A 15,035-nucleotide genomic window follows, 5' to 3' on the forward strand; every position below is an offset into this window, starting at 1 on the left:
AAAACCTTACTGGTTTTCGAGGAAACTCTTCAACTTATCAGCACGGCTTGGGTGACGCAGTTTACGCAGCGCTTTAGCCTCTATTTGGCGAATGCGCTCGCGCGTGACATCAAACTGTTTACCAACCTCTTCCAATGTCTGATCAGTGCTCATTTCAATACCGAAACGCATGCGCAGCACTTTGGCTTCGCGTGGTGTCAGTGAATCAAGCACCTCTTTTACGACATTATGCATCGAACTGTGCAATGCTGCATCCGAAGGCGCTAATGTTAACGTATCTTCGATGAAATCGCCCAAGTGAGAATCGTCATCGTCACCGATCGGTGTTTCCATCGAAATCGGTTCTTTGGCGATTTTCAGGATCTTGCGGATCTTGTCTTCAGGCATATCCATCTTGGATGCCAGCGTTGCCGGATCAGGCTCGGCACCGGTCTCCTGCAAAATCTGGCGACTGATGCGATTCATCTTATTGATCGTTTCGATCATATGCACCGGGATACGGATGGTGCGCGCCTGATCGGCGATCGAGCGCGTGATGGCCTGACGGATCCACCAGGTCGCATAAGTCGAGAATTTGTAGCCGCGACGGTATTCGAATTTATCGACAGCTTTCATCAGACCAATGTTGCCTTCCTGAATCAGGTCCAGAAACTGCAAACCACGATTGGTGTACTTCTTGGCGATCGAGATCACCAGACGCAAGTTGGCTTCGGTCATCTCGCGTTTAGCCTTGCGGGCCTTAGCTTCACCGGTTGCCATCTTCTTGTTGACGTCTTTAAGGTCCTTCAAAGGCAACACGACACGCTCTTGCAGATCGATCAGCTTTTGCTGCAATTCCTGCACTGCGGGCACGTGACGCTTCAAGATGTTGGAATAGGAGCTCTCGGTCGCTATTTCGGTCATCACCCACTCGAGATTGGTTTCGTTACCCGGAAACACTTTGATGAAGTGTTCGCGCGGCATGCCGGCGCGATCCACGCAAGTATGCAGAATGGCACGCTCGATTTTGCGCACATCCTCAACTTGCGCACGCAATGTGTCGGCAAGACGCTCTACCATCTTCGCAGTGAAGCGAATTCCCATCAGCTCGCTCTGAATGGTCTCTTGCGCAGCCATATAGGCCTTGGAGCGATAACCATCCTGCTCGTACGCAGCCTTCATCTTGTTGAACTGGTCGGCAACAATATCGAACTTGGCCAAACCTTTCACGCGCAGATCTTCAAGCTGCTTGCTGCTCATGCCGCCTGCGGGACCATCGTCCTCTGCCTCATCGGCAACGCCGGCACCGGCATATTCTTCGCCATCATCCGGGTCGACAAGACCATCGACCACCTCGTCAATCTGTGCTTGCGCGTCACGCACACGCTGAACGTGCGCAATGATTTCGTTGATGGTGGTCGGACATGCCGAGATCGCCATCACCATGTGCTTCAGGCCGTCTTCGATACGCTTGGCGATTTCGATTTCGCCTTCGCGGGTCAGAAGCTCGACCGTACCCATTTCGCGCATATACATGCGAACGGGGTCGGTGGTACGACCAAAGTCGGAGTCTACAGTTGTCAGGGCGGCTTCGGCTTCGTCCTCGACATCGTCATCCGATGTGGCAACCGGAGCGTTTTCGCCTAGAAGCAAGGTCTCGGCATCGGGTGCCTGATCGTACACCGCGATACCCATATCGCTAAACGTACTGATAATGCCATCAATAGCTTCAGCATCGACCAGATCATCGGGCAAATGGTCGTTGATCTCGCCATACGTCAGATAGCCACGATCCTTACCGAGCTTGATCAACTGCTTGAGTCGATTGCGACGTGCTTCGTATTCTTCAGGGGTCACAGGACCGCGTGCGATCAGATCCTTGCCTTCACCCTTCGCACCACGCTTGCCCCGCTTGACCGGCTTGAAATCGGGAACGACTTCGGCTTCGCCATCGGCATCACCGACATCGAACTCGCCATCACCGCCATTATTAGGGTTCTTGGAAGGTCGGCCTGGACGTCGACCCGTACCACCCGGTGGACGTGCCGATGCCTTGACGGGCTTTTCATCGCCCTCGCCTTTGGCAGCTTTAGGGGGCTTGGTGACATCAACCTTGCCGGGAGCCTTGGCTGAAGATTGCGCAGCAGGCGCAACTTTGACGGGCGCATCGACTGCAGCTTTTTCAGCCACCTTGGCTGACTTGCCAGTCGACTTGGCAGCAGACTTGGCCGCAGGCTTTTCGCTCGCAGCCGCTGGCTTAACAGCTGGTTTCGAGGCAGGCGACTTGGAAGATTCTTTGCTTGTTTCTTTGGCCGCAGATTTGGCTGTGGGTTTAACCACCGGCTTTGCCGCAGGCTTAGCTGCGGGCTTTGCTGCAGATTTAGTTGCTGGCTTGGCGGGTGCTTTTTCAGTTGCCGCTTTTGCAGCAACCTTGGGTTTTGCCTTTGATACCGACTTCATTGATTCCTTCACTGACTTAACGACGGCAGTTTTTACTGCTGATTTTGAAACAGGCTTAACGCTGGGGGCGACCTTGGAAGACTTGGCTGCGGAAGCGGCACTTTTGCCTTTGGAGGATGCAGCAGTCTTGGTCGTGCCCTTCGCAGCGGATTTAAGCGGCGATTTGGCTGTACTCTTTGCAATCGGTTTTGGAGTTGGCTTTGCGGCTGGCTTGGCGGCGCCTTTAGAGGCGGCTTTGCCGACAGGGGCTGGTTTAGCCACAGCTTTGACAGATCCTTTAGCAGGCGTCTTTACCGGGGGCTTTGCAAGGTTTTTTGTAGGTGCTTTGGCTGGAGATTTCGCCGGAGTCTTTGATACTTTGACTGAAGCTTTCGAAGCAGATTTTGATGCTGCCATGGTTTTTTTAATGCCAGATACTTGGGTCATATTCGCTCTTTGTGGCGCCGAAAGGCTGTTAAGTCGCAGTTTTGACGAAGATTCAAACTAGTTTCAACTAGATATGCACGCCCAACCTCTGACACCATGGTCGCGCAAACCCCTGATTTTAACCGAATTAGCGCGACTTGCCTGACTCGATTGCCCTCATTAGACGGGCGATGCGTTGAGAAAGTTCCCGATATTTTTGCTGAGAATCAAAATTATTTAATCCCGACTGCACAAGCGCTTCCAACTCGAGCTTCAAATTCTGGAGTTCAATGCGTCTAAGCGCATCTTCCCACTCGATTTGGGGCGAAGGCAAGGATTCTTGAGCCATGACATCCGCAGCAAAAGAACTCAAAATGGATCCTAGATCGGTCTGCGTTCCCGCCGCTTCGATCAGTGCACCGATATGACGCGCGCCGCTCGATTGCGCTAAAACGATCAGGTCCCTGACCATTTCCAAATGGGGTCCGCGCTCGAGAACTTCAAGCTGTTGGTCTCCCATATGTTCAACCAACTCTGGGTGACTGAGCAGCAAACTCAACAATCGACGTGCAAGCGGCGTGACAGACCTGCGTGCAGGCCGTTGTGAGGGATGGATAGGCTGCTCTTCACGATTTCGATAGCCTTTACCCCCTCGTGCGCCGCTTTTGCCCGAATAAAGGCCAGCTCCGAGTCCGGAAAACCGGGGCCCCGCCTGAGCAGATGCCCTGCCCGATGGCATTCCGGATAGGCTGTGATCAGCAGATCCTTCATATCCTGCAATAGAAGTTTCATCACCGAACGGATAATCATCAGGTATGTATTGACTATCGTCGGGCGATATTTCGTCGTAACCATGCCCGCCCACATCCGGATCGGCCTGAGACACATCACGCACCGGTTCTTTGCGAACAACAATACCGTCCTGTCCTGAGGCCACTTGCGACTTACCTGCGACCACAGGCAACCCCGGCAACGCGGCAGGCGCATCTTTGGCAATCAATGCGGCCAGCTCTTCAGGCGTCAACTGCACCATCCTGGCCAATTCATTTTGCAACTGAACTTTTAGCGTAATTTCGGGGATCTGCGCCAATAATGGCTTGGCCTCATGGACAAGCGCAGAGCGTCCTTCCACTTCTTTGACTTTATGACGCGATGCCAGCTCATTCAAAAAAAATGTGGACAACGCATCCGACTCGGCAAGGCACGCACGAAAAGCCTCTTCACCAAATTCACGAATATAGCTATCCGGATCATGTTCGGCCGGCAAAAACAAAAACCGAATCGAAACGTCATCCCTCAGCAAGGGCAAACAAGTCTGAAGCGCTTTCCAGGCTGCACGCCGACCCGCCTTATCGCCATCGAAACTGAAAATAATCTTGTCGCTTGCCCGAAGCAACTTTTGAATATGCATGGGCGTAGTGGCAGTACCTAGCGTGGCAACTGCATTACCGATGCCGAGCTGAGCCAGCCCCACCACATCCATATAGCCTTCGACAACGATGACGCATCCTTCTTTACGAATCGCGGTCCGCGCCTCGTACAAGCCGTAAAGCTCGTTTCCTTTCGAAAACACAGGGGTTTCGGGAGAGTTCAGATACTTGGGCTCACCTTTGCCAATGATTCGACCGCCAAATCCGATCAGCTCACCCTTGACATTGCGGATCGGAAACATGATTCGCTCACGGAATCGATCATATCGCCTGCCGTCTTCGGACTCGATCACAAGTCCGGCTTCAACCAGAACCGGGTCGTTGTAGTTTTGAAAAACCTTGGCTAACGCCTGTCGATCGGAACCGGACCAGCCCAAACCAAAGTCACGCGCAATGGTTCCGGTTAATCCTCGCTGCTGTAAGTATCGAATTGCGGCAGGCGTTTCTCTTAACTGGGCAAGATAATGCGTTTGAGCAGCTTGCAACACCCGAGTATGCATCGAAACTTCTTCTTTGCGGCGAGCTGAAGCGGCTTTTTGCTGCGGCGAGCGCTCTTCCTCGGGTACACGCATGCCGACAGCATTTGCGAGCGTGCGGACTGCTTCCGGAAAGTTAGCCCCCGTGTGTTCCATCAAAAATGTGATGGCGCTACCATGCGCCCCGCAACCGAAACAGTGATAAAACTGTTTGGTGGGACTAACGGTAAATGAGGGAGATTTTTCGTTATGAAAGGGGCATAAACCTAGAAGGTTAACACCGCCCTTTCTTAACTGAACGTACTGGCCGACAACATCCGCTACATCAACGCGGGCAAGGAGATCCTGGATGAATGAATCAGGAATCACCGATCAGGCCGTACGAGTTTGACGCAAGTAGTTTGAGCCGGCTAATGTTTGAGCAAACGTTTGAGCAAACTTAAAACCGACGCACCACAAGCGACAATGATCAATACATGCGCGGAGGCAATTGCTGGCTGCGGATGCGCTTGTAGTGGCGCTTAACGGCAGCGGCTTGCTTACGCTTGCGCTCAGCAGTTGGCTTTTCGTAGAACTCGCGAGCACGCAATTCGGTCAACAGACCGGTTTTTTCGATTGTGCGCTTGAAGCGACGCAAAGCGGCTTCGAAGGGCTCGTTTTCTTTCAGACGAACGATAGGCATAGGATGCGTAAAGATAATAAAAAAACAGTTAAACCGAAACCGGTCAAAAATTAGCCTTTCATCATAGCACAAATACGCTATGAAGATGGGTTTTTTGCGCGAATTTCCGCTAAATCCCTGGGACGTTGATGATCGTAAGCCTCAAATGGCTGATGAATCCATGGATTGGTCGTTAAAAACCGGACGTAAAAGTCTGGAACGAACGAGGAAATCGCCTTAAACCAAATTACGGCGGACTTGACTGCAGTGATGTCCGGATACCGCTCTGGCAGCATTCGGACGACTTCGGCCAAAGTCACACCGCTATCCACCAGATCATCGACGACCAAAACCCGGCCAGACAATGGCCCCTGGGCCGAGGTCACAGAAGGAGCGACGTAAAGCTCGCCCTGCTCGGATCCTCCGGATGCCCGGTAGCTGCTCGTGGACAGAATAGCAAGGGGCCGATCCAGCACCCTGGAAATCACATCCCCTACTCTCAGGCCACCGCGTGCCAGACACAGCACATGATCGAACTCGATGCCCGATCGGGCAACAATAAGGACAAGCTGTTCGATCAAGTCGTGATATTCGTCCCAGCTAACCCACAAGTCGCGGTCGGTGCTTGGAGGAGTCTTTTGATCCTGCACAACCGAACGCAACCAGAAATCAGGATTTGAACGGATGGCGCAACATGATCGTTTCGGTACGATCAGGACCAGTGGAAACCATATCGATCGGAACGCCGCAAACCTCGGCCATACGCTTCAGATAGCGTTGCGCATTGACCGGAAGACGTTCGAACTCGGTTACACCGGCAGTCGACTCCGACCAGCCCGGCATTTCTTCAAGAATGGGTTCTGCGCGCGCCACTGCAGCCGCGCCGTAGGGCAAGACATCGACAACCTTGCCATCGAGCTTATAACCCACGCCCATCTTGATGGTTTCAAGCCCATCCAATACATCGAGCTTGGTGATGCAAAGACCGGAGATACCGTTCAAGCGAACCGAGCGTTTGAGCGCGGCGCCGTCAAACCAGCCACAGCGACGCGGACGGCCGGTGACGGAGCCAAATTCTTTGCCTACAGTTGCCAGGCGTGATCCGATCTCGTCGTGCAATTCGGTCGGGAAAGGCCCAGAACCAACTCGGGTAGCATAAGCCTTGGTAATACCAAGCACGTAGCTTAGTGTTTGCGGTCCCACACCGGCACCGGCAGCAGCGGCGCCGGCGATACAGTTACTGCTGGTAACATAAGGATAGGTACCGTGATCGACGTCCAGCAATGCGCCCTGCGCACCTTCAAACAATAGGCTTTGACCGGCCTGCTGAACCTCGTAAAGGGCGGAGCTGACATCACACACCATCGGGGCAATTGCCGGGGCCAGCGCCATAGCCTGTTCGACGACTTCGTCAACCGAAACAGCCGCGGCACCCAGATACTGGGTCAGAACGAAGTTGTGCAATTCGAGCACTTCTTCAACCTTGGTACGGAATCCAGCCGGATCAAACAGATCCTGGACGCGCAATGCGCGACGGGCAACTTTATCTTCATAGGCGGGACCGATGCCACGACCAGTGGTGCCAATCTTCGCATCGCCGCGACGAGCTTCGCGCGCCTGGTCCAGCGCAACGTGATAAGGCAAAATCAACGGACAAGCCTCGGAAATCTTCAGGCGCGAGCGCACATCAAGACCTGCGGCCTCGAGTTCGGAGATTTCTTTAAGCAATGCCTCTGGTGACAGGACAACCCCGTTACCGATGTAGCATGTCACTGAAGGATGCATGATGCCCGAAGGAATCAGACGCAAAATCGTCTTTTTGCCATTGATCCACAAGGTATGTCCGGCATTGTGGCCACCCTGAAAGCGAACGACGCCTTTCGCGGATTCGGCAAGCCAGTCAACAATCTTGCCCTTTCCTTCGTCGCCCCACTGGGTACCGATCACTACAATGTTCTTGCTCATATCAATTGATCATGTCTAAAAAAATCGGAAAACTTCCCTGACCCGCATACGGCCAATTAGCCGAAAACGCGGGGCCTAAGAAACCACTTGAACGACCCATTGACCATGGCTTTCGACAAGCTCACGGTCAAAAACAAATTCGTCATGCGTTGCCTGTTCACCCGGAAAAACCTGTACGACAATTTCACCTGCTTGACGCAAAGCGTGCATGGCTTGGCGCAGACGCACATCCTGAGCGAAATCCGCAGCCACGGGCGCACGTATGGCTGGAGCAGGAGCGGCAGGCATCAACCCACCTGCAAGTTTGCGCAAATCAAGGCTGAAACCAGTCGCCGGGCGCGCGCGGCCGAACGCGCGACCTACGTTGTCGTAGCGTCCACCTTGAACCAAGGCATCATGCCAACCTTCGGCATAGACAGAAAAAGTCACGCCCGAGTGATAACCATACGTACCGACATCAGCCAAGTCCACGCCCACAGATACATCATCCAGCGCACTCAAAAGCTTTTCAAGGGTGTCCAATGCCGACGTTACTCCCGGCAATGGGGGCAATTGCTTGCGCGCAGAAGCAATAACGGAAGCATCGCCGTACAGCAAAGGCAAGGCCGATAGAGCAGCAACGGTTTCGGATTTAAGTTTGTACTCGCCAGAAGCGAGATCGGCTATCCCCGGCAAATCTTTGTCACGCAACAAGGCCATGATCTCATCGGCTCGCGTTGCGGCCGCGGAATCCGCCTCGATCAGGCTGCGCACCAGTCCGGCATGACACACATCCAGGCGAACCGTATGAAGGCCAGCCAGGCGCGTGCTTTCAAGTGCCAGACGAATGATTTCCAGATCAGCCTCGATGCCTGCATGACCGAAAATCTCGGCGCCGATTTGCAACAGTTCGCGACTGGACAATAAACCGGCAGGCCGCGCATGCAATACAGGACCGCAATAACAAAGTCGCGTGACACCAGCGCGGTTCAAAAGATGGGCATCAATGCGCGTCACTTGCGTAGTCATATCCGCCCGGATCCCGAGCGTGCGCCCCGAAAGTTGATCGACCAGCTTGCTGGTTCTGAGATTCAAGTCTGTGCCGCCACCAGTCAAAAGCGAATCGATATATTCGACTAGCGGGGGTGCAACCAGCTCGAACCCATAGGTTCTGAATAGATCAAGCAGACCACGGCGCAAGTCTTCGATGCGTCGGGCTTCGGTCGGCAGAATATCGGCCAGACTTTCTGGCAACAACCAATTGCCTTTCATGATTGCGCAGTCAATAAGGATGAATTCATCGGGTAAGCGGCAGATACATAAATGCCGCCCAAACAAAAAGCGGCTTGGAGCGTAAGCCCGGCAAGCCGCCAAGATAATCAATAAAGCTTACATCGTATTATACCTATTTAATCATCACTTTCCCGTTGGCGATTTCAGGTATTTAAAGAAGTCTGAGCTGGGATCAACAACTAACAAATCGTTAGGCTTGCCAAAAGCGGCTCGATATCCTTCAAGACTCTTGTAGAAGCTGTAGAAGCCAAGATCTTCCCCGTAAGCTTTTGCATAAATGCCCGCGGCTTTGGCATCGCCCTCACCCATGACTGCCTGGGCACGTCCGTAGGCTTCAGCAAGAATCTGCTCGCGCTCGCGATCGGCCTCGGCTCGAATCCGCTCACTTTCTGCAGCACCCTTGGCGCGCGTTTCGTTCGCAACTTGCAAGCGCTCGGATTCCATGCGTCGATAAACCGACTCCGAAATCTCGGGAGCGAATTCGATCCGCTTAAGCCTGACATCGACAATCTCGACACCCAAGGGTTTAGCGCGACTCACCACACTATTGAGCACCTGGTTCATGACAGCAGCGCGTTCCAGCGAAACAACATCCTTAACCGTGCGCACGTTAACCGCGGCATTCAATCCATCCCGAATCAAGGCTTGCAGTCTTTCACGCGCGGCGCGCTCATTGCCTCCAAAAGTCACATAGAACAAGCGAGGATCTTCGATTCTCCATTTCACGAAAGAATCAATCAGCAGATTCTTTTTCTCTGAGGTCTGGATACGCTCGGCTTCCTGAACATCAATCGTCAGCAATCTTTTATCGAGAGTGACCACATTTTGAAAAGGCGGTGGCAGCTTGAAATACAAGCCCGGTTCGGATATCACCTTTTTGACTTCGCCCAAGGCGAAGACCAATGCATAGTCCCTTTCACGAACGATAAAAGCGGTTGATGACAGTACCCCAACCAAAACGGCCAGAGCGATCATTAAAGGTAGCAATCTTTTCATTTGAGTATCCTCTTAGCGATTCGCGCGGTCGCGGGTCAGTTGACCAGCCGATTGATTCGCACGCGATGTTGAGGAAGAAGTTACGGGAGCAACCGGAGTCGACACCGGTGCCGGCACGGACGCACCGGTGACTGGGGCGGCCTTGGCTGGATCTTGCGCGACTTGTTGCATGATCTTATCCAAAGGCAAGTAAAGCATGTTTCCGCTGCCACGCGTATCCACAAGCACTTTATTAGCGCCCGAATACATCTGCTGCATCGTTTCGAGATACATGCGCTCCCGAATCACTTGCGGTGACTTGCGATATTCGGCAAGCACGCTGCTAAAGCGAGCCGTATCACCGACGGCATTGCCTACCACTTTGGCGCGATAACCCTCGGCCTGTTCGATAATGCGTGAAGCTTGGCCACGCGCCATCGGCACAATCTGATTCAGATAAGCACGGCCTTCATTGCTTTGACGCTCGCTATCCTGCCCAGCCTTGACGGCATCATCGAACGCGGCCTGAACTTGTTCAGGTGGCTGCACGTTCTGGATCGCGACGCTACTGATCTGAATGCCGCTCTGGTAACTGTCCAGAATCTGCTGCATCAACTTCTGAACGGTGTTGGCAACATCAGTACGACTCTCATACAACACAGAATCCATCTTGCGGGTGCCCACAACTTCACGCATGCTGCTTTGGGCAGCCTGACGAACGGACTCGTCCGGATCTTTGAGCTTGAACAGATAATCCGGCGCACCATTTGCACGTAAACGGTATTGCACGACGAACTGAACATCGACAATGTTTTCGTCTTCGGTCAACATTAAGGCTTCGGGCAATACGCGGCTGCGCGCATTACCACGGAACCCGACATCCAAAGTACGCAACTGCGAAACATTGACGATCTCTTGTGACTCGATCGGATAAGGCAGGCGCCATTGAAAGCCTGCCTGAACAGTATTTTTGTATTTGCCGAACTGCGTCACAACGGCCACCTGACCGTCCTGGACGATAAAGAAGCCACTGCCGAGCCAGATGGCTGCCGCAATCAGCACGATGACACCCAGTCCAATGCGGGACTGACGAGCCGTAGGACCACCTAATCCACCGGGCCCCTGATCGCCCGAACCATGACCACCTTGTTTGCGGCCGAATAGGCTACCCAGACGCTGATTGAAATCGCGCCATACCTGATCCAGATCTGGAGGTCCGCTTTGTTGAGGCGGACGTTTAGGCGGCTGCTGACCACCCGAGGGCGGCTCAGACCCATTGGAACCTTGACCACGACCCCAACCAGGGTCATTCAGATTGAATATCTTCGTTAGAAATCGCATTGTTTTCCGGTAATAAAGCGAACTGGCTGATCGCTTGTCGCAACCCATCCAGCCCTAGACGCTGTTGGGCGCTGACAAAGACTCTGCAAATCGTACCATGTGCGTCTTGTTCAACGCGCGGATCCAACCCGACAGCATCGATTTTGTTGTAAACGAGAATTCTGGGGATGTCGGCGGCCCCGATATCAGCAAGAACTTTGTCAACTTCGGCAATTTGTTCGTCGCGCTGGGGACTTGACGCATCGACAACGTGCAAAAGTAGATCTGCGTGTATGGCCTCTTCAAGTGTTGCCCGAAAGGCCGCAATTAAAGTGTGGGGTAAATCACGAATGAATCCAACAGTATCGGAAAGCGTGATTTGTCCCGCCCCCTCAATCCACACACGTCGGGTGGTGGTATCCAGCGTGGCAAATAACTGATCGGCTGCATACGCACCGGCTCTGGTCATGGCGTTAAAAAGAGTCGATTTACCCGCATTGGTGTAACCAACAAGAGATACGGACATCGTTGCCCCTCTGGATCGGGAACGCCGCTGAGTCGCCCTTTGACGCTGGACTCGCTCAAGTCTTTCGCGAAGTACCCTTACCTTGGCGCCGATCATGCGCCGATCCATCTCAAGCTGGGATTCGCCCGGGCCTCGCATACCAATCCCCCCTCGCTGACGTTCAAGGTGAGACCACATGCGAGTCAGTCGCGTCGCCAGATGCTGTAACTGGGCAAGTTCGACCTGCAGTTTGCCTTCATGACTTTTTGCGCGTAAGGCGAAAATATCGAGAATCAAGGCGACTCGATCCACAACACGCAAATTGAATTGACGTTCAAGGTTTCGCTGCTGCGCGGGCGATAAGGGCTGATCGAAAAGAACCACTTCGGCATGGGTTTCTTGCGCAAGCAAGACGCCCTCTTCGAGCTTGCCGGTGCCGATGAAGTAAGCCGCATCCGGACGCGATCTCTTAGCAGTCAGCGTACCGACGATTTCAGCACCGGCGCCTTTTGCAAGCATGACGAACTCTTCGGCATGCGCCCCGTAGTCAGGGGAGCCGAGATCGACACTGATGATCAAAGCCCGCATGATTCATACCTCTCGTACGAGCAAACACGCCCCTCGAGGCTGCTGGTCCTGAGGGGCGCGTAATGTTCGTAAAACGAATTATTCAGCAGCGGGAATCTCCGAAGGCAGCGTGACTGCGCGAGCAGGAACCACTGTCGAAATCGCATGCTTATAAACCATCTGGGTCACAGTATTGCGAAGCAATACAACGTACTGATCGAATGATTCGACTTGACCCTGAAGTTTGATCCCGTTTACCAGATAAATAGACACCGGTATGTGCTCTTTACGCAAGGCGTTCAAGAAGGGGTCTTGCAAAGTTTGCCCTTTATTGCTCATTGGCAGGCTCCATATATTGTTGTTGTGGTTGACCCGCCTGAAGGCAGGAAATCCAATTAGCGAACTTTACAGGGTTTTCCCGAAGTCCGCCACATGAAATAACAATTTGTAACTACTTTTTAATCACTACTGCATGAACACAAACGATTCAGCACATGTATTTTTTATTGAGCAAGAATTTCTTGGCATGCCTGTAGCAATGTTTCAGTTTGCTCATCCGTTCCTACAGAGATTCGCATGAAATCGTATATGCGCTCTTTTTTGAAATGACGCACCAAAATGTTTCTGGCACGCAGTTCAGCTGCAAAGACTTCCCCGGCCACTCCCGGGGCACGCGCGAAAATGAAATTAGCTTTAGAAGGCAGTACTTCGAATCCTAGTTTTCGCAATCCTTGCGTCATGGACTCACGCGTATGGATCACTGCCTGACGCGTCTTCTCGAAGTGCGCATCATCTTCGAATGCTGCGATCGCCCCGGCTTGTGCCAGTCGATCCAATGGATAGGAATTAAAACTATTTTTGACCCGATCCAATCCTTGAATCAAATCGGGATGCCCCAAAGCAAAACCGACACGCAAGCCGGCAAGAGAGCGTGACTTGGACAGGGTGTGCACAACCAGCAAGTTCGGATATTTTGCAATCAGACTTGCCGCCGAGACACCACCGAAATCGATATAGGCCTCATCGATTACAACGACAATGTCGGGATTGGCTTTGACCACTTGCTCGATTGCATCGAGATCATGACAAATCCCCGTTGGTGCATTCGGATTGGGGAAAATGATCCCACCAGCCTTGGCTCCCGCTGAGGGCAGATAATCGTTCAATACGATTCTGAAATTTTGATCGAGGGGTACTGCCCGATATTCGATTTGGTACAGCCCGCAATAAACCGGATAAAAGCTGTATGAAATATCCGGAAATAAAACTGGAGCATCATGTTTGAGAAGCGCATTGAAAACATGCGCCAACACCTCATCGGACCCATTGCCGACAAACACGTGATCGACGCCCAGGCCAAAATATTTAGCAATCGTCTGGCTCAGCGCCAGAGAGGTCGGATCCGGATACAAGCGCAGATCTTCACCATTGGCACGGGCAATTGCCTCGATGACCTTTGGTGATGGACCATAAGGATGTTCATTCGTATTAAGTTTGATCAAATTCTGGACGCGCGGCTGCTCGCCCGGAACGTAAGGATCAAGTTTGGCGACCAGACTACTCCAGTAACGGCTCATAATGAATCTCAGGCTACAAGTAACGAACTACGTCGGCACTAATTATCGGCGTAGGGGTTGTAAGAAGATTTGAATTCGATTCTCAAAGGCGTACCGGCCAATTCGAATGCATCGCGGAACCGTCCTTCGAGATATCGACGATACGATTCGGGGATCTGATCCAGCGCGTTGCCGTGAATGATAATCAACGGCGGATTCTGGCCACCTTGATGGGCATAGCGCATCTTGGGACGGAAAATCCCCTTGCGTGGCGGAGGTTGCTGTTCGACAGCAGCTTGCAGCTCACGGGTCAATTTTGGCGTGGAAAGCTTGGCAAAAGCGGCCGCATGAGCTGCGTTCACGGAACGCAGCAACGTATTGACACCCTGACCGCGCAATGCCGATATCGTGTGCACCCGCGCGAAAGAAAGGAAACGCAACTTACGATCGAATTCGCGCTGAATTTTTTCACGCTGATCTTCGTCCAAACCATCCCATTTATTGATCGCGACAACTAGCGCGCGACCAGTTTCGAGAATAAAACCGGCGATATGCGCATCCTGATCGGACACCTCCTGCTGCGCATCGATCATCAGCAAGACTACATTGCTGGCCTCGATTGCCTGCAAGGTTTTAATGACGGAAAACTTCTCTATCGCTTCGAATACTTTTCCGCGCTTACGCAAACCAGCTGTATCGATCAGCGTGTATTGCTTGCCGGCGCGATCGAAATCGATTTCGATCGCATCACGCGTCGTGCCTGGCATATCAAAAGCGATGACCCGCTCCTCGCCCAGCAAGGTATTGATCAATGTTGACTTACCCACATTCGGGCGACCAACAATCGCTAATTTGATCCGGTGCTCATGAGGCTCTGCGTCCTCATCCGTATTCGCTTTGATCTGCTCCTCGGAGGGTTCGGCATCGTCGACATCGAATTCGTTCTCGGGCTCGGCAGGTTCGCCATAATCCCTCAACGCAAATTCGATCATATCGGCAATGCCATCACCATGCGCTGCAGAAATCGCGCAAGGCTCACCCAGACCGAGTTCGTGAAATTCAGCTACGGCACTACCGTGCTTCATCCCTTCCGCTTTGTTTACGCATAAGACGACTTTTCGACCAAGCTTTCGCAACAAACGGGCGATTTCATGATCATGAGCATTTAACCCGGCACGCGCATCAACCAGAAAAACAACGACATCCGCTTCCGCGATTGCCTGTTTGGTCTGTTGCGCCATGGCATGCAAAATTCCGCTTTTGGCAACAGGTTCGAATCCCCCCGTATCGACCACGATAAATGGCTTTTCGCCAACTCGACCCTCACCGTAGTGACGATCCCGGGTCAATCCCGAAAAATCGGCAACCAGCGCTGAGCGAGAACGCGTCAGTCGATTAAAAAGTGTGGATTTGCCAACGTTTGGCCGTCCAACCAGAGCGACTACAGGTTTAAATGACACGGAA

General features: G+C 52.8%; 13 protein-coding genes. 1 reads left to right on the forward strand and 12 read right to left on the reverse strand.

The window, feature by feature from the left end; translation table 11 throughout:
* Positions 1-6 precede the first annotated feature (6 nt).
* On the reverse strand, positions 7-2,319 hold the full coding sequence (gene rpoD / locus G3I67_RS09935) for an RNA polymerase sigma factor RpoD (protein ID WP_311197082.1): 2,313 nt from the start codon (positions 2,317-2,319) through the stop codon (positions 7-9).
* Here rpoD and G3I67_RS09940 point away from each other — a divergent pair.
* On the forward strand, positions 2,264-2,926 hold the full coding sequence (locus G3I67_RS09940; RefSeq protein ID WP_311197083.1) for a hypothetical protein: 663 nt from the start codon (positions 2,264-2,266) through the stop codon (positions 2,924-2,926). The genes rpoD and G3I67_RS09940 overlap by 56 nt on opposite strands.
* A gap of 66 nt (positions 2,927-2,992) precedes the next feature.
* Here G3I67_RS09940 and dnaG read toward each other — a convergent pair whose 3' ends face one another.
* The 11 genes from dnaG to der all read right to left on the reverse strand — a co-directional run bounded on the left by dnaG (position 2,993) and on the right by der (position 15,031).
* Entirely contained in the window at positions 2,993-5,119 is a 2,127-nt protein-coding gene (gene dnaG, locus G3I67_RS09945) for a DNA primase (protein ID WP_163654865.1), read from the reverse strand.
* Positions 5,120-5,219: 100 nt separating this feature from the next.
* Positions 5,220-5,432, reverse strand: a complete 213-nt coding sequence (rpsU, locus tag G3I67_RS09950; protein WP_028817338.1) for a 30S ribosomal protein S21 — start codon at positions 5,430-5,432, stop codon at positions 5,220-5,222.
* A gap of 77 nt (positions 5,433-5,509) precedes the next feature.
* Positions 5,510-6,073, reverse strand: coding sequence for a phosphoribosyltransferase (locus tag G3I67_RS09955; protein WP_203583608.1), 564 nt, complete (start codon positions 6,071-6,073; stop codon positions 5,510-5,512).
* Between the two features lie 7 nt (positions 6,074-6,080).
* Positions 6,081-7,376, reverse strand: coding sequence for an adenylosuccinate synthase (locus G3I67_RS09960; protein WP_163654867.1), 1,296 nt, complete (start codon positions 7,374-7,376; stop codon positions 6,081-6,083).
* 75 nt (positions 7,377-7,451) lie between these two features.
* Positions 7,452-8,627: an ATP phosphoribosyltransferase regulatory subunit gene (locus tag G3I67_RS09965; protein WP_163654870.1), complete on the reverse strand. Its 1,176-nt coding sequence runs from the start codon at positions 8,625-8,627 to the stop codon at positions 7,452-7,454.
* Between the two features lie 144 nt (positions 8,628-8,771).
* Entirely contained in the window at positions 8,772-9,644 is an 873-nt protein-coding gene (gene hflC, locus G3I67_RS09970; protein ID WP_163654872.1) for a protease modulator HflC, read from the reverse strand.
* A gap of 12 nt (positions 9,645-9,656) precedes the next feature.
* Positions 9,657-10,964 (reverse strand): FtsH protease activity modulator HflK, encoded by a 1,308-nt coding sequence (hflK, locus tag G3I67_RS09975; protein WP_163654874.1) that lies wholly within the window; start codon positions 10,962-10,964, stop codon positions 9,657-9,659.
* Positions 10,930-12,036, reverse strand: coding sequence for a GTPase HflX (hflX, locus tag G3I67_RS09980; RefSeq protein ID WP_163654876.1), 1,107 nt, complete (start codon positions 12,034-12,036; stop codon positions 10,930-10,932). The genes hflK and hflX overlap by 35 nt, the downstream gene beginning before the upstream one ends.
* A 78-nt stretch (positions 12,037-12,114) precedes the next feature.
* On the reverse strand, positions 12,115-12,354 hold the full coding sequence (gene hfq, locus G3I67_RS09985) for an RNA chaperone Hfq (RefSeq protein ID WP_163654878.1): 240 nt from the start codon (positions 12,352-12,354) through the stop codon (positions 12,115-12,117).
* A 164-nt stretch (positions 12,355-12,518) separates the two neighbouring features.
* Positions 12,519-13,592, reverse strand: a complete 1,074-nt coding sequence (gene hisC / locus G3I67_RS09990) for a histidinol-phosphate transaminase (RefSeq protein ID WP_163654880.1) — start codon at positions 13,590-13,592, stop codon at positions 12,519-12,521.
* Positions 13,593-13,630: 38 nt separating this feature from the next.
* The gene (gene der / locus G3I67_RS09995) at positions 13,631-15,031 is read right to left on the reverse strand and encodes a ribosome biogenesis GTPase Der (protein ID WP_163654882.1); all 1,401 of its coding nucleotides are present in this window, start codon (positions 15,029-15,031) and stop codon (positions 13,631-13,633) included.
* Between the last annotated feature and the right edge of the window lie 4 nt (positions 15,032-15,035).

Origin of the sequence: Sheuella amnicola (genome assembly GCF_010499255.1) — a bacterium.
In the GTDB taxonomy this organism is placed as follows: Bacteria; Pseudomonadota; Gammaproteobacteria; order Burkholderiales; family Burkholderiaceae_B; genus Zwartia; species Zwartia amnicola.